This window comes from Streptomyces sp. NPDC102278, from assembly GCF_044766345.1.
Taxonomy (GTDB): Bacteria; Actinomycetota; Actinomycetes; order Streptomycetales; family Streptomycetaceae; genus Streptomyces.
The window spans coordinates 182,324-196,563 of record NZ_JBIWLV010000003.1; the positions used below are offsets into that span (position 1 = coordinate 182,324).

The window sequence follows — 14,240 nt, forward strand, 5'->3', positions numbered from 1 at the left end:
CGACCACGGCGCGGCCGCCCCGACCACGGCGCGGCCGCGCCGACCGCAGCGCCGCCACCGTCCCCCTGACGCCCCGGCCCAGCCCGCGCCGGGGCGCAGTCGTGGCTCGGGCGGCGGGCGCGGTCCGTCCCGCGCGTGCTCACCGGGCCGCCCCGCGGCGGGCAGCGACGGGCCGCGTCGGACGGCGACGGGCGGGCGATGGGTGGGGCCTGAGGGCCGCCCCGGGGTGCGCCCCAGGTCAGGGGGGCGTGACCTACCCATTCGCCCGCAGCTATGGACGACTGGCAAGATGGGGTGTTTCTGGCGAAAATAGATCGCGATAGGGCCCCTGACCTGCGGCGGAGCCGCCCATCAGGGGCCGTTTAGGGGCCGTGGGCCGTCTGTGGGCCGTCAGGCCGCTTCAGAGCCGCTTTGGGGGCCGCCGAACACCGCCGCGACCGCCGCCCGTGTCCGCTGCTCGCTGCTCGGCATGAGGTGCGTATAGATCCGGAGGGTGAAGCCGGGATCCGAGTGCCCCAGGTACACGCTCAGCGCCTTGATGCTCTCGCCGCTGTCCAAGAGCATGGACGCGTAGAAGTGCCTCAGGGCATGCATGCCGTCGTCCGGTGCCGCAGCGTACCGCTTGCCCCGCTCCTTCGGCCGGATGACGCCGGCGGACGCCAAGGCGCTCTTCCACACGTGGTCATCGAAGTAGCTTCGCCAGATGGCGTGGCCGACTGTGCTCGTGAAGACGAGCTGACGGGCCACCAGCGGCCCGTCAGGGGTCTTCCAAGGCAACTTCACCTCGACCGGCGGGAAGCGCGTCATGTGGGCGCACAGCGCCGCCGCGGTGACGGGGCTCAACGGCACGTCGCGGAGCTTCCCTCGCTTCGGCGGCGCGAACACGAGTGTGCCGCCTACCCGCTTGACCTGCTGCCGGACGTTGAGCCACCCCGACACCGCATCGATGTTTCCTCGCTCCAGGCCGAAGATCTCGCCCTGTCGAAGACCACAACCGCCACCGACGTCGACCATCGCAGCGAAGCGATCGGGGAGCCCGGCACGGACGGCCAGCACGCGCGTCTCAGACCACGGCTGAACAAGCCGTGGCGCAGGCTCCGGAGCCTTGACCGACTGTGCGTGGCAAGGGTTCGAACGAATCACGCCGTCGTCCTTGGCCGCGTTGAACAAGGAGGACACCGAGTCATAGATGGCTCGTCGGTACGTTGCGTTGGGCAGGGACGTCGTGAGGTTGCTCAACCACGTGCGCACGTGCTCCGGCTGGAACGACCCCATGGGGCGAGTACCCAGGTGGGGGACGGCGTGCAGGCGAATCCGCCTCTTCACCGCCTCCTGACTGACGATGTCGGTCGTCAGGCCGCCGAGCCACTTCTCGGCATACTCGCGGAACGTGATCCGTCCGGCCTTCGGGTCGAAGAACTGCCCTGCATCCATGTCGGCCTGGATCCGGGTCAGCCACTTCTCAGCTTTGGCTTTCTGCCGGTCCGCGAAGCTCTGTGACTGCTCGGTGCCGTCGGGGCCGATGTACCGGGCGCGGTAGCGCATGCCGGTGCCGTAGCGGTCGGTCTTGATCCGGCGGGTCTTGCCGTCGGGCCCGACTTCGCTCTTGTACCAGCGGTCTTGGATGTGACCTGCCACGTCATGTGCCTTTCCGGGCATGCGGAGGAGGCGGGCCCGGGTGGGCCCGCCCTCGGTGGTGGTGGGGGGTCAGGCTGCGACGCTGATGTCCGCCTGCATCTGCTCTGCGATCCAGCTATGCACCGCGCCCGGGTCGTAGCGGACATGCTTGCCGACGCGGAATCCGGGCGGGCCGGTGCGCTTCTTGCGCCACTGGTAGACGGTCTCCAGCGGGACGTCGAACAGGGCGGCGATGTCATCGGGGGTGAGGTAGCGGTCGGGGAGTCCGCCGCGCAGGAGGGCGCGGGGGTCGCTGTGGGCAGGCATGGCTCCTCCAGCGGATTTGGTGGGCGGGGAAGTGCGAATCTGTCCGAGGCCCGAATTTCTGCGTCACCGGCGTCAGGTGCGTCACTTGGTCTTCTGACCTGCGGTTTTGGGTGACATAGGACGTGGTCTTGTGTCACCGCTCTACGTCACCCGTGTCACCGGGTGACGTAGAGCGGTGACGTGGGTGACGCGTGATGACGCGGCGTTGGCTGTCTGCGTCACCGGTGTTTGTGCAGGTGACGGGCCACTTGGGGGCCGGTGGTGTCGCGGGTGACGCAGCGTCTCTTCTCTTAGGAAAAAGAGAGGGGTTTCTGTTGTGGTGGGGTGCGTCTTAGAACGCGAAGAAGGAGCCGCTGCGCGGCACGTCCCTCAGGCGGCGGCAAGCCGCCGGAACAGCAAGAGGAGCACGTCCCGCCGTGGCGGGGTGCTCCTCTTGCTTGTGCCAGGACCAATCGTGCTGGTCCGTTAGAAGGTGGCCTGCTGGGCGTTGGGCGACGGCGGGGCGGGTCATCTCGATGTAGCGGGCGGTTTTGGTGCGGCCCCAGTCGACGAGGACGCCGCGGGCGGCGAGGGTGGGTTGGAGCCGCTTGAGGCGGTCGGAGAAGACCTTGCCCGTCGTGGGCCAGCCCTTGGGGAGCGGGCGGAAGTCGTCGCCGGTGTAGAGCTGGGTGAGGGCGTGCAGCCACTCCGTGGACGTCATCTGCACTTCCGCACCCGGGTCGAGGGTAACGGCGTGCTTGAGGACGGTCTGGGCGAGGAGATCGCCCTCGATGACGTCGTCGTTGAGGTCGTCGAGGCTGGCCCGGTAGGCGGTCAGCGAGCTAAGGCCGGTCGCCGCGTCGAGCTGTGCGCACAAGTGGGCAAAGTCGGCCATGCGCAGGTCGGAGGGGATTTCGGCCTTGGTGGACCGCACCTTGACCGTGAGGTCGAGGAGGGAGCCGAGGATGACGGGCAGTGCCGGTGCGTACTCCGCCCACAGCTCCGCTTCCGTGCGCCGCACCTGGGGGCGTACCAGGCGAAGCGGGAGGAGACGTTCGGCAAGGTCGGGACGGATCACGCCGACGTCAATGCCGGTCAGCAACAGGGGCCGGCGGTAGCGGGAGCGCACGACGTCCCCGTCGGTGAACAACGCGCGCTTGATGCTCTCGGCGCCGGTCACGATGCAGCACATCAGGTCGGACAGGTCCGGGGGCAGGTGGGAGAGGTTGTCCAGTGCGGTGACCCATCCGGCGGCCACGGCCGTGATCAGGTTTTCTTCGTCTTTCGGGGCCCTGCGCAGGTCACCGGTCATGCCTTCGATGATCCGCACGAGCATCCTCCCTGCGGTGGACTTGCCGGCTCCCTGGGGGCCGGTGAGGAACGGGGCGGGGACGGGCACGACCGGTTCCAGGCAGCCGATCAGCCAGGCGATGGCCAGGCACTCGCTTTCGGCGTTGGCGAAGTTGCACAGCCGCAGTAGGGCGTCGATGCCCTTCCCGTCGGTGTCCTTGGCGGGCAAGGGAAGTTCGCCGGTGAGCTGGGTACGGCGCCAGCACACCTCTCGCGGGTCGGGGATGCGGATGTCCCAGCCGGTGGGGTGGATGCGGACGGACTGGCCGTCGTCGCGGCCCAGGTCGAGCCATGTTGCGCCGTCGAATCCCGGGGCGACCCGGATGTGGGTCGGCTGGACGTCCTGGCTGAGTGCGAGTGCTTCGATCAAGTCGAGTGCCTCCTTGAGAGCGGTGCCGTTGAACACGCCGTGGCCGTCGTGGAAGAGACCGACCATGAGTTCTTGGCGGTGGCTTCCGGTCGTGCCCTGGGAGCGGATGGGGCGGGCGACGGGGTGGCCGTTCTTCTGCGCGTAGACGGTGCCTTCGGTGGTGCGGAAGTACCGGAAGTGGTCTCGTGCGTAGTCGGTGATGATCTGGCGTGCCGGGTTCTTGTCGTCGTCAGCCACGGTCACAGCCCCAATGCAGTGCGGGCGTTGCCCCAGGCGTCCTCGCAGTGCCGCGGGGATTCGCCCTTGGCCTGCGCGGCGGTGAACAGGCGTCCCGTGTGAGCCTCGGTCAGGCATCCGCACCGGCCATGGGCCGAGAGCACGGCGAGGAACGTGCGGTACACGGCCGTGTGGATGGCTTCGGTCGCCGCGGTGATGCGCTGCTCGGCCATGGCGATGCCGCGTTCCAGGTAGGCGGGCGAGCGGTGCGGGCACTCCCCGCCTCCGGCGGGGACGGGGGCCGTGACGGGCCGGGCCGGCCGGGCGGTGGGCACCTTCACCGCGAGGGCGCGCACGACGTCCGGGAGCACGGCCATAATTCCGGTGCCGGGGCCGCGCCACCGGGCATAGGACATCGTGGACTTCAGGTCGACCCCGGGGCGTACACCGTTCGCCGACTGCATGGCGCCCCGGTAGATCCAGTGCTCCCCGCGGGTCGTTTCCACCACCGTGGTGGCCGGCAGGTTCTGGCGGGCCCAGGCCACGGCGTCCGGGTTGTCGAGGTCCACGACCGTGAGACTCGCGCCGCCCGGGTGGTAGGCGACCGCTTCCGCCTGCCGCCAGGCGGTCGCCCACGCCGGGGAGGTGAGGACGTCCGGGTCGGTGGTTGCGGCGGCCCAGCCGTGGCACGGCGCGGGGCATTGGCAGGGGCCGGCGGCCTTCATGTGGGGCCGGTCCCCGCACGCCGAGCGGTTGCAGGTGGGGCAGTTCCCGAACGGGAGCTTGCCCTCGCGCAGGGGTAGTGCGGGCAGGCCGATGTCGGCGAGCCAGAGTGCGGTTTGCAGGTTGGGGGGTAAGGCCAGTCGACCGGGGCCTCGCGGGAAGTCGGTGGTGTGGGTCATGCTGGTCTCTCCAGTTCTTGAGCGTGCTGGATGAGAGCGGCCCCGGTTCATTGGCGTGAGAGGGGCCGCTTTCGGCATGTCGGGCGGTCAGAAGCCGTTGTGCGCGGCGAAGCCGGGGCACTCGTAGCCGGGGCAGTCGCACCCGTGGCATTCGGCGCATTCCTCGGTGTCGCAGGCGTCGCACGAGTGGTGGCCGGGGCAGTTGTACTGGCAGCACTCGTCGCAGTAGGTGTCGTCCATCGGTGCTCCTGGTTCGGTGGAGAGGCGCAGGATGCGGAATCCCTGTCGCAGGTGGCGCAGGGAGGCTTGGGCACCCCCTGTCGGGGTGCGCGCGGAGGGGGTTTCGGGGGTCTGACCTGCGGCGCCTCCCTGCCTCCCTGACAGATCATTTGTGCAGGTCAGGGCCGGGGAGGCGGGTAAGGGAGGGGTTCAGGGACTTCTCCCTGCCTCCCTGACCACATGGGGGTCGGTTCCCTCTACTCGGCGGCGGAAGCGGAACCGGTGTCGGGGCGTCCGGCAAGGACGCGGGCGACGCGGTCGCGGCCGATGACCATGCGCCCATCGGACTTGTACGGTTCGGCGCCGGTGCCTTCCAGGACCCGCTTGAGGTCGAGGAACGACCACCCGCCGTACGCGTCCTCGTTCAACGCGGCCAGGCGCTTCAGCACGTCCTGGGTCAGGACGCGGGGGTTGTCGCCGAGCACGGTGAGGATGTCCGCGAGCGGATCGACCGCCGGCCCGCGGGCAACCGTGTGGGCGGTGGTGACTCCGTCGCGCAGGGCCTTGGCCCGGTCGGCGACCGCAGTGGCCTGGTCGGTGTCGACGTAGTGGGTGCGGACGGTGATGGAGGCTTGGCCGGCGGGAATGGTGATGCCGTCCGACGCGACGACCACGGTCCCCTTGTCGAGACCCTGCCGCAGCAGGTGCGGTGCCGCCCCGCCGTCGACGGCCTTGTCCCCCAAGGCCATGCGGGCCTGGGACTCGGTGCCGAGCACGAGGGACACGCGGGTGTGAGCGCCTTCCCGGACGAGCTTGGGAAGGTTCTGGTCGGTGGGGTCCTGGGTGCCCTCCCACAGGACGACGTCCACGGCCCGCCCCTGGTTGTGAATCTTCCGCACGGCCATGAAGTACCGGGATGTGGCCTTGGATCCGCCGTAGGGGCGCTTGTCGTCGCCGACGGCCGGGCACATGAACGCGACCTGCGCCTCATCCACGATGCCGACCAGGGGCGGGAACACGGTGCCGGGCGGGGCCTGGATCCGGCGTTCCATCTCGGCGACCAGGCCTTCGACCATCTCGGTTGCCTCGATCACGTGCTCGTCGGTCGGCCCCTGGATGAGGGTGGTGGCGAGGCCGTCGAACATGCCCCAGTCGCCGACGCCCTTGAGGTCGGCGATCCGGAACTCCACCGTGCGATCGAGAGCAAGCCACAAAGCGAGTGCGCGCAGGGCGGCGGTCTTGCCCTGGTTGGAGAGGCCGGTGATGAGGACCATGCGCTGGTACAGGCTCATCCTCGCCGCGTCGCCGCGCAGGTCCTGACCCCAGGGGGCCTTGCCGGTCTTGTAGTTCGCGGTCGCTGTCAGGTCGGTGGTCAGGGGGGACGGTCCGATCGGCTCGTCCAACGCCCCGGAGTCGGCGATCCACAGTCGGACGGTGCGGGCCGCGGTCGGGAGGGTGATGAACACTTCGTGTTCGTGGCGGGCGAGGTTCTCGGCGAGCTTGCGCCTACGGCCTTGGACTTCGGCGGTCGAGACGCCGGAGGGGAGGGTGACGTCGACTTCCACGCCGCATCCCGCGATCCGGATCGGCCCGAGCATCCCGGCGCCCGCGTCCCCCATCTCCTTGATCGCACCCCGAAGCGGTCCGATGCCGAGGTCCCGCAGGGCGGTGACGACGATCGAGGGGGTGATCGGGGCGCCGGCGTCGTCGCGCTGCTGGGCGGGAAGCGCCCACTGGGGTGCGGTCTGCCGCTGACGCCCGACGCCCCACAGGGCCAGTAAGGCCAGCCAAGGGCCGACTGTGACGGCCGGCCCCCACACGACGGCGCCGACATGGACGATCCAGCGGATCGCCTCGATCACAGCAGCGATCGGGGCCACCACGTCGCGGACGTCCTTGTTGGCGATGGCCAGCACGATCCCCAACGCCAGCAGACCACCCACCGTGAGCCCGGTGCCGAACAGAGCGCTCCGGGCGGCGTCCTGGGGTGCCTTCAACAGGTCCATGCGGCGGTGATGGCGGGCGGCCCGGAAGCGGGTGAGGCGGTCTTCCCACTCCTTGGCCTCCTCCCAGTTCCCCGCCGCCTCAGCGGCGCGGATCATGCGCTCGTAGCGGGATCCGGTACGGCCGTCCCAGGTCCGCTTGACGGTGATCCGGGTTCCGCCGAGCACGTACATGCCGTGCCGGGCCACCAACCGCGCCGCGGTACGGGTCCGCTCATGCGTGACGACCGTGCGCAGACCGCGAGCGGTGCGCTTCCACACCCGAACCGGCCGCACCGCCTCGGCGGCGGCCGGGGCCGGGGACGGGGTGGGGGTCGTGTTGTTGGTGGTGGGTTCTTTGAACAGGGGGACGACGTTGTCGGTCATGCTGTGGACTCCTGCTCTCGCCGAAAGGCGGGTGGGTAGGGACCGGGGCGGCCGGCGTTCTTTGGTGAGAGGGACGTCCGCCCCGGGGCACAGCTACTTGTTGATGCGGGCCTTGCGCGCGGCCTTCTCGGCCGCCGCGGCGTCCAGCGCCTGGCGCTCCTCGCGCTCGCGGGCGCCGTCGATGATCCGGTCGACCTTGCGCTCCAGGTCGCCCTGGTAGACGGTCTGGCTCGCGATGCCGCGCTTGGCCATCCGGGCCGTGTACCAAGCGATCTGGGCGATCTCGCCGGCGGTGAACTTCGGGTCCTTCGCCATCACGGAACTCCTGCTCTGGGCCGGGCTGTCCGGCTCCCCTTCACCACCCGCGGGGCGGGTGGATCGGGCAGCCGTCAGGCGGGCTGCAGTTCGTGCGTGTGGCACAGGACGGGGCCGATCAGCGGGCTGATCCGGTGGACCGTCCAGCGGCCGGCCGTGAGCGGGCCGGGCGGGACCGCGTCCACGATCCGGCCGGTCCGGCCCGCCGCACGCGGGTCGTCCTCACAGGACGTGATCAACACTTTGTCGCCTGTCATGAAGGGCATCCGAACTCCTCGGAACGGGGGAAGGGGTTCAGCCGCGCTTGCGGCGGGCTTTGCGCACGTTCTTGGCGGCCTGCGTTCCGGCGTCGCCACCGACCGCCTTGACGACGGTGTGGACACCCCAGCCGAGGACCAGGGCGAGGAAGGCGAGAAACGCGATGTTCGCGGCCATCGCGGTCAGTGCGGCGACCAGGAGCGGGCCGAAGTACACGCCGGCCGCGACGGCCCCGGCGCCGACGCCGGAACCGAGCGCCAGGCGCTGAACCGTGCGGTCCGGGGCGGCCTGGTGGATGTGCTGGTGCACGACCTGCGGCCCGGCCTGGAAAGTGGCGGGCATCTGGTCGGCGTAGACGTGCCGGCTGTCCGGGAGTTGGACGACGCGGGCGGGTTCGGGCAGGTGATTCACGAGCGTCTCCCTTCGAGAAGGCTCACGCGGCCACGGCCGCAACGACAGGGCTCACGAGGGCGTGCATGGCGGCGGTGGCCTGCTGGGGGACGACCCCGTTCCCCAGAGCTTTGAGCTGGGCTGTGCGGGAGAGTCCGGGGACGTCGGTGACGTGGCCTTCGGGCAGGCCCATCAACCACTCGACCAAGACCGGGTTCAGTCGTCCCACAGGGTCAGTTGCCCGGGGAGCGGGACGGTCGAGGACGCCTTCCCACCTGCGGATCGCGGGACCGTAACCGCCCCAGTCAGGGTCGGGTTCCCCCGCCCGAACGTCACGGACCGGCGTTCGCTGTCCGCCGCAGTCGGTGTCGGGAGCAGGTTCACGATCACTTCGTTGAGCGGTCGGGCGTTGCGGTCCATCAGATTGGACTTGCCCGAGCGTCCGTCCCGCGCCGCGGGCGTCGGCAACAGCCGCACCGTGGTCCGCAGATCCAGGCCTCCCGTGCCGTGCGCCCCTACCCCGTTGGTGTCCGAGGTTCGCGGGGTCGGCAGCAGTGGCCAGGAGGAAGAGCCGGTTGCGTTGGTGGGGTGCGCCGACGTCGGATGCGCGTACACACGTCCACCGTGCATCGAACCCGAGGGCGGCAAGGTCGGCGAGGACGGTGGCGAATCCGAGGGAAAGGTGCCCTGCGACGTTCTCAAAGACCGCGTGGCGGGGTCGAAGAACGCCAAGGGCACGGGCGATGTGGGGCCAGATGTGCCGGTCATCGGCGACTCCCTTGCGCTTCCCTGCGGAACTGAACGGCTGGCAGGGGTAACCGCCGCACACGACGTCGACCGGATCGACCCGCCGCCAGTCGACCGCCGTCAGGTCCCCCAGGTTCGGGACCTGCGGGAAGTGGTGGGCGAGGATGCGGGAGGCGCCTGGGTCGTTGTCCGACACCCACGCGGCAGACCCGCCGAACACGTCGTGGACGGCCATGTCGAGACCCCCGTAACCGGTACACAGCGAACCGATGCGCAGGCTCATCCGGCCACCGCCGCAGCGGTGTCCCGCTCGCGCTCCGCCCGGAGCGTCTCCCGGACGATGCGGGCCTTCGCCGGCGACGTGCGCAGGGCCTTGCGGATGCCCTCTCCGGTCAGCTTCTCGATCGGCCACGACTCCGTCAGACTCCGCGCCTCAGCCAACAACTCGACTTCCGAGCGGACCTGGCGGGTCGATCGGGCGACCGCGGGGACTCGACCGGTCGCCCGACGCGGACGTGTCGACTCGGCCGCCACCGCCACCAGCGGACGCACCTCGATCGACTCCACCGGCACGACGGGGGAAGAGTCCACCTCCCCCGTCGGCTCGGGCTCCTCAACCTGAGGTTCGACCTGTTCAGAGGTAGACCGATATGCGGGGATGTGGGTGGATTCTTGCTCGACCGCCACTATTGTCGGGCGGTGGTGGAGAACCTTCGCGACGAGATCGGAGCCGAAGTAGATCGACCCGACCGGAAGCGACGTCGCCAGCAGGACGAGAGCCCAGTTCGTCAGGTTCCCATCGGCCAGTCGACTCCAGCCGATCGACTCGGCGTGCAGCTCCGGCAGGAGTCCGTGTACGTAGTTCAGGACCAGTGACGCCAGGGTGTATCCGGCGAGGACCCGCAGGGCGAACTTGCGGGCCTCGTTGGTCAGCACGAGGGCGGCCACCAGGGCGAGGGCCATCAGGCCATCGACCACGAACGGGTACAAGGTCGCCGCGACGTCGTCGGCGCCGATGGCCTTCGCGATGTCCCGCAAGGCGTTCCAAGAGACCCGGAACGCCATGGCGACCACGACAACCAGCGCAAGAACGAGTGCGATCTTCGCTGTGCGGTTCATGCCGCGTCGCCGGAGGACGGGAGGTGGGCGGCCCGGTTCTCCAGCGCGGTCCACTCGGCCAGTACCCGCCGGCGGGCCCGGCGCAGTCGCTGCCGGTCGACTTCGGTGGGCGTGCGGTCCAGCGTCACAATTTCCGCGTCGAGCAGGTCGCGTTCCGCCAGGATCAACGGCAACTCCTGCTCGATCGCGTTCAGCTCCGCGTCCGAGGGCTCTAGGTCGGCCGGTAGGACCGTAACGTGCTTCTGACGTGCAACGATGTGATTCATGAGTCGCGTTCTCCCTAGCAGGTGGACGGCTCGAAGCGGCTCCGGTGTTCCAGCACCGGGGCCGCACTACGTTGAGGGGGAATGTCAGGCGGGGCGCGGGTAGTGGCTGACGCTCGGCTGGGTGTGAGCCGGGTCGGTGTCGCAGTCGGCGGCCCAGCCCTGGTGCGTCCAGCAGGTCTTGCGGTCGTCGCCGTGCATGCCGGCGTCCTCCAGCTCGTTGTCACGCTGGATCGCCGCGGCGAGCTTCTTGTTCGTCACGCAAACCCCTTCCGGGGCCGGACACTCCGGCTCCCCTCAGCCCTGCCCGTACGACGCCAGAAGCGCCGGACGGGCAGGGGAGGCAACCGGCCGCACGCGACGCTGCGGGTTGAACTCCTGTGATGTCTCCTTCGGGAGCGCGCTCCCGTGTAGGCGTACGGAGACGTGGCCTTTCGGCCTCAAGCCCTCCGGTTGACCAGGGATCCGGGACCCTCGCCCCGCTTTCGCGGGCCTCGATGCCTTGAGCAGCGCCCTTTCGGGCGGAGCTCTCCCGTTCGAGCCTGACTTACTTGGCTAGCCCGGTCGGCATGGGAATAACGTAGCCAGCATGGCTAGCCACGTCAACATCTGGCTATCCAAGCTGCTCAAATAGTCAGGTTGGCCGTAGCATCGGGGCATGACCTTTGCGCTTGAACCCCTGGACCCGGACGACGACCGGCCGCCGTACGAACAGGTGGCGCGCAGCCTGGGGGCCGCGATCAGAACGAGGAAGCTCGCCCCTGGGGAGAAGCTGCCGTCGCACAAGATGCTGACGGATCACTTCGGCTTTGCCCGGGCCACGATTCAGCGGGCGCTGCGGGACCTGGAAGACGAAGGGCTGGTCGTGTCCCGCAAGGGGAGCGGCGTGTTCGTGCGCAGCCGCACCGAACGACCAGCCGGCCTGCGGCCCTATGTCGAGCAAGCTTTCGCGAGCAAGAACGTCACGATCGATTTCGCGGGATTCTCCAGCGAGACCCTGCACGGCGCGCTTCAAGAGCCGCTGGACAAGATCCGCGTCGGGCGGCTCACGCCGACCAGCATCCGTATCCGGATCCTGGTGCCTGACATGGACGTGCCGCAGGCGGCCCCGGTCCGGCGCGAGGACTGCGCCGACGATGCCCGGCTGCGCAGCCGGATGCACGACATCATGGTCGGTTACACCCGCAGCATCTCCGACGCCATAGGCGAGCTGAGTCACCTTGGCCTGGTCCAGGAGAGCAACGTCAGCGTCCGCGTGCACAGCGGTACGCAGTTCTTCAAGCTCTATGTGATCAACAATGAGGACGCGTTCTTCGGGTACTACCCGATCCGGCCGAACAAGGTCGTTGCGCAAGGTGAGGTCATCGAAATCTTCGATCTTGTAGGCAAGGACACGATCTTGTTCCACCACTCGATGAACGATGGTGACTCGTCGAGCGGCGCGCAGCAGGTGGAGCAGGCCCGTATGTGGTTCGACAGCATCTGGGAAACGATCGCGAGGGACGCTGATGCAGCCATCCTCTGAGGCTCTGTTTGACGTGCTCAGCGCTTCCCGTGCGGTCCTCTTCGACTTTGATGGCCCCATCTGCGACGTGTTCCGTGGACTGTCAGCGCCCAGCGTTGCGGAGGAGTTGGCGGAACTCGTCGCCCAGCAGGCCCCTCACCTCGGGGAGCGGGCACGCGCAACGGATGACCCCATGGAAGTGCACCGGATCTCCGAGGAGGGCGGCACCGCGCTACTCGGGGCAGTGGAGGAGGCTCTCGCTGCCGCGGAGCTCAGGGCGGTCAAGTCTGCCGGGGCGCCGGTGGAGGGAGCTGTGCAGGCGCTTCACGCAGCAGGCGATGCGAAACGCCGCGTCGCCGTGGTCAGCAACAATTCTGCTGCCTGCGTGATCGAATTTCTGACAATCAACGGCCTCGCGGATGTCGTGGCCGAGGTCGTCGGGCGGCCCAGCCTTCGGCCGCGCCTCATGAAGCCGGCACCGTATCCGCTTCTCGCCGCCGCGAACGCCCTGGGTGTCGATCCCACTGAGGCTGTCCTCGTGGGGGATGCGGTGACCGATGTTGAGGCGGCCAAGGCTGCTGGTGCACGAAGTATCGGTTTTGCCAACAAACCACTGAAGTGGTCGGCACTCGCGGATGCCGGGGCCGACGCCATCGTCTCGGACATGCAAGCTGTGGCGGATGTCCTGATTAACCTGGGATTTTCGGATCGCCGGGCCTAGGTGCGCCTCCTGCAAGATTGGGTGCTGGGCCCCAATCTAACCGGCGGCGAATATATTCCTGGAGTGCGCGCTCATGCACTCGGATTATCTTGGGCTTCATTTGGGGTGAGAGGGGGTCCTGTAATCATAGCTTGCACGAGAGATTCCGTGATTCGTGCACGCTGTTCTGACGTAAGGCCTGAATCCGCCATCAATCGCTCAGCTGCCAGGTAGCGAGAGAATTCGAGCGGCTGGTCAAAGTAGGCTCGGAGGTGGCCAGCTGAGGTCTCTTGAGACTTGACGAAGGTCTGACTCACGTATCCTGCAAGGGCTGCTGAAACCGTGCCAAGCGCGCCAGCGACAACGGCACCTGCGGTACTGTCAGCCATTACTCCGGCGACCGCGAACCCAACCAATAGAATGAAGCCAGTAGTCATGGCTATCTGGGCGTTTCGAAAAGATTTCGCCGCTTGCCCAAGTGCAATTCCGTGGTAGTGGTCAAGTCGTCTGTGGGTCACGGACCAGAGATCTGAAAGTGCCAGGCGGGCCTGTTCGGTGCTAGCTTCGCCCGCGGTGCTTGCGTCCAGCGTTCGGAGACCTTCTTCGAGGGTCTCTTCTGCTTGCCGGACGCGATCACGAGTCCCATCGGCGCCGCTCGGTTCGTTTCGAGGGCGGGCGTTTTGAGCTACCGCCCAAGCGAATAGGCAGCTGACGCCAACGATTAGCGATCCTGGAATTACGTCGACTGGTTCCTTTCCTTGCAGTGTGCTCACCATGAATAGTGTTTCTGTGATCAAGGCGGCCGCGATGGTGGCAGGCCATATGCCGCGCCGGGCGTACCAGGCTGACTTCGCCCCTCGTCGATGTGGCTCTACATGCCGTGAGGCAACTTCGTTTGCGCCCTCTTCCGTTCTCACTATCAACTGATCCTCGTGAAGGATCGGGACTTGTTCGGTGGCCTTGACCCGGATTACTCCAAGGTACTTTCCGTGAATCGGCACGCAATCGGCGCTGATTTCTGGGTGCGGCTTCAGGTGCAGCAAGGAGTAATTCACTAGGCGCTGAAATAGTCCCGGTTCCACTCCGATCATCTCAGGGATGCTCTCGCCAATTCGTGGGGCGCCAACCCCCACGATGATCACACCCCCGCGGGTGTTCGCGAAGGCGGATATGATTCGACCCAATTTCGAGGGCGGGACCCTGGCGGATTTAAATTCGAGTTCTATCCCCTCTGGCTGGGTGAGTAGATCCTCGATCTCTTCGGGTGTCAGCATGAACGCAGAGCGTAGTGGTGTTCTCGTGCAAGGGCAGGGAGAACTGTCACATCCGTGCAGCGGAGATGCCCTCGCGTTTTGGAAACGGTCAACTCGGGCGAGTTGTCCGGGCCGATCAGCGACTCGTCCCTCGCGATGCAACACGCTTACCGCCGGTTGGCCGGCCGCTCCGGGTCGTTTGGGGAAGAGTGACTGCGATCAGGCGTGTCCGAAGGGGTCCCACCTGAGTGAACCCGGACATTCTCGGACGCTCCTGGGCCGTCCCTGGGCCGTCGGGGGTGGCCCAGGGACGGCCACTGGCGACCAGTGACGACCACGACC

16 protein-coding genes and 1 pseudogene are annotated in these 14,240 nt (G+C 68.0%); 2 read left to right on the forward strand and 15 right to left on the reverse strand.

Annotated elements, in window-relative coordinates; genetic code table 11:
- Positions 1-390 precede the first annotated feature (390 nt).
- From ACIRO3_RS09875 to ACIRO3_RS09940, 14 genes and pseudogenes are all read right to left on the reverse strand, one after another.
- Positions 391-1,638 carry a tyrosine-type recombinase/integrase gene (locus ACIRO3_RS09875; protein WP_404134476.1) on the reverse strand — a complete coding sequence of 416 codons (1,248 nt, stop codon included), beginning with the start codon at positions 1,636-1,638 and terminating at the stop codon, positions 391-393.
- Between the two features lie 69 nt (positions 1,639-1,707).
- Positions 1,708-1,944, reverse strand: coding sequence for a helix-turn-helix transcriptional regulator (locus tag ACIRO3_RS09880; RefSeq protein ID WP_404134479.1), 237 nt, complete (start codon positions 1,942-1,944; stop codon positions 1,708-1,710).
- Positions 1,945-2,275: 331 nt separating this feature from the next.
- Complete coding sequence (locus ACIRO3_RS09885; RefSeq protein ID WP_404135298.1) at positions 2,276-3,880, reverse strand: ATP-binding protein; 1,605 nt, start codon at positions 3,878-3,880, stop codon at positions 2,276-2,278.
- Positions 3,881-3,882: 2 nt separating this feature from the next.
- The gene (locus tag ACIRO3_RS09890; protein WP_404134482.1) at positions 3,883-4,761 is read right to left on the reverse strand and encodes a bifunctional DNA primase/polymerase; all 879 of its coding nucleotides are present in this window, start codon (positions 4,759-4,761) and stop codon (positions 3,883-3,885) included.
- 87 nt (positions 4,762-4,848) lie between these two features.
- The gene (locus tag ACIRO3_RS09895) at positions 4,849-5,001 is read right to left on the reverse strand and encodes a hypothetical protein (RefSeq protein ID WP_404134484.1); all 153 of its coding nucleotides are present in this window, start codon (positions 4,999-5,001) and stop codon (positions 4,849-4,851) included.
- A gap of 236 nt (positions 5,002-5,237) precedes the next feature.
- Positions 5,238-7,349: an ATP-binding protein gene (locus ACIRO3_RS09900; protein ID WP_404134487.1), complete on the reverse strand. Its 2,112-nt coding sequence runs from the start codon at positions 7,347-7,349 to the stop codon at positions 5,238-5,240.
- Between the two features lie 93 nt (positions 7,350-7,442).
- Positions 7,443-7,664 carry a DUF6257 family protein gene (locus ACIRO3_RS09905; protein ID WP_404134489.1) on the reverse strand — a complete coding sequence of 74 codons (222 nt, stop codon included), beginning with the start codon at positions 7,662-7,664 and terminating at the stop codon, positions 7,443-7,445.
- Between the two features lie 74 nt (positions 7,665-7,738).
- A complete protein-coding gene (locus tag ACIRO3_RS09910) occupies positions 7,739-7,921 on the reverse strand; it encodes a hypothetical protein (RefSeq protein ID WP_404134492.1) in 183 nt (60 codons plus the stop codon).
- Positions 7,922-7,958: 37 nt separating this feature from the next.
- Entirely contained in the window at positions 7,959-8,333 is a 375-nt protein-coding gene (locus ACIRO3_RS09915; RefSeq protein WP_404134495.1) for a DUF6251 family protein, read from the reverse strand.
- 22 nt (positions 8,334-8,355) lie between these two features.
- Entirely contained in the window at positions 8,356-8,541 is a 186-nt protein-coding gene (locus ACIRO3_RS09920) for a hypothetical protein (protein ID WP_404135359.1), read from the reverse strand.
- Between the two features lie 375 nt (positions 8,542-8,916).
- Positions 8,917-9,342: pseudogene (locus ACIRO3_RS09925) on the reverse strand (DNA cytosine methyltransferase); the annotation flags it as partial.
- The gene (locus ACIRO3_RS09930) at positions 9,339-10,178 is read right to left on the reverse strand and encodes a DUF2637 domain-containing protein (RefSeq protein WP_404134498.1); all 840 of its coding nucleotides are present in this window, start codon (positions 10,176-10,178) and stop codon (positions 9,339-9,341) included. The pseudogene ACIRO3_RS09925 and the gene ACIRO3_RS09930, both read right to left, overlap by 4 nt.
- Positions 10,175-10,444 carry a DUF6284 family protein gene (locus ACIRO3_RS09935; protein ID WP_404134501.1) on the reverse strand — a complete coding sequence of 90 codons (270 nt, stop codon included), beginning with the start codon at positions 10,442-10,444 and terminating at the stop codon, positions 10,175-10,177. The genes ACIRO3_RS09930 and ACIRO3_RS09935 overlap by 4 nt, the downstream gene beginning before the upstream one ends.
- 84 nt (positions 10,445-10,528) lie before the next feature.
- Positions 10,529-10,702, reverse strand: a complete 174-nt coding sequence (locus ACIRO3_RS09940; RefSeq protein WP_404134503.1) for a hypothetical protein — start codon at positions 10,700-10,702, stop codon at positions 10,529-10,531.
- A 397-nt stretch (positions 10,703-11,099) separates the two neighbouring features.
- Here ACIRO3_RS09940 and ACIRO3_RS09945 point away from each other — a divergent pair, with 397 nt between their 5' ends.
- Both ACIRO3_RS09945 and ACIRO3_RS09950 read left to right on the forward strand, forming a co-directional pair.
- Positions 11,100-11,966: a GntR family transcriptional regulator gene (locus ACIRO3_RS09945; RefSeq protein ID WP_404134505.1), complete on the forward strand. Its 867-nt coding sequence runs from the start codon at positions 11,100-11,102 to the stop codon at positions 11,964-11,966.
- Positions 11,950-12,666 (forward strand): HAD family hydrolase, encoded by a 717-nt coding sequence (locus ACIRO3_RS09950; protein ID WP_404134507.1) that lies wholly within the window; start codon positions 11,950-11,952, stop codon positions 12,664-12,666. The genes ACIRO3_RS09945 and ACIRO3_RS09950 overlap by 17 nt, the downstream gene beginning before the upstream one ends.
- A 71-nt stretch (positions 12,667-12,737) precedes the next feature.
- Here the strand turns inward: ACIRO3_RS09950 and ACIRO3_RS09955 are convergent, their stop codons facing one another.
- Positions 12,738-13,919, reverse strand: a complete 1,182-nt coding sequence (locus tag ACIRO3_RS09955) for an RNA-binding domain-containing protein (protein ID WP_404134510.1) — start codon at positions 13,917-13,919, stop codon at positions 12,738-12,740.
- Between the last annotated feature and the right edge of the window lie 321 nt (positions 13,920-14,240).

What these genes read in the sequence shown, in the direction of transcription:
- ACIRO3_RS09895 (WP_404134484.1), bottom strand. Translation starts at nt 5,001, where the DNA reads ATGGACGACACCTACTGCGACGAGTGCTGCCAGTACAACTGCCCCGGC.
- ACIRO3_RS09880 (WP_404134479.1), bottom strand. Translation starts at nt 1,944, where the DNA reads ATGCCTGCCCACAGCGACCCCCGCGCCCTCCTGCGCGGCGGACTCCCC.
- ACIRO3_RS09890 (WP_404134482.1), bottom strand. Translation starts at nt 4,761, where the DNA reads ATGACCCACACCACCGACTTCCCGCGAGGCCCCGGTCGACTGGCCTTA.
- ACIRO3_RS09935 (WP_404134501.1), bottom strand. Translation starts at nt 10,444, where the DNA reads ATGAATCACATCGTTGCACGTCAGAAGCACGTTACGGTCCTACCGGCC.
- ACIRO3_RS09930 (WP_404134498.1), bottom strand. Translation starts at nt 10,178, where the DNA reads ATGAACCGCACAGCGAAGATCGCACTCGTTCTTGCGCTGGTTGTCGTG.
- ACIRO3_RS09955 (WP_404134510.1), bottom strand. Translation starts at nt 13,919, where the DNA reads ATGCTGACACCCGAAGAGATCGAGGATCTACTCACCCAGCCAGAGGGG.
- ACIRO3_RS09905 (WP_404134489.1), bottom strand. Translation starts at nt 7,664, where the DNA reads ATGGCGAAGGACCCGAAGTTCACCGCCGGCGAGATCGCCCAGATCGCT.
- ACIRO3_RS09950 (WP_404134507.1), top strand. Translation starts at nt 11,950, where the DNA reads ATGCAGCCATCCTCTGAGGCTCTGTTTGACGTGCTCAGCGCTTCCCGT.
- ACIRO3_RS09910 (WP_404134492.1), bottom strand. Translation starts at nt 7,921, where the DNA reads ATGACAGGCGACAAAGTGTTGATCACGTCCTGTGAGGACGACCCGCGT.
- ACIRO3_RS09900 (WP_404134487.1), bottom strand. Translation starts at nt 7,349, where the DNA reads ATGACCGACAACGTCGTCCCCCTGTTCAAAGAACCCACCACCAACAAC.
- ACIRO3_RS09945 (WP_404134505.1), top strand. Translation starts at nt 11,100, where the DNA reads ATGACCTTTGCGCTTGAACCCCTGGACCCGGACGACGACCGGCCGCCG.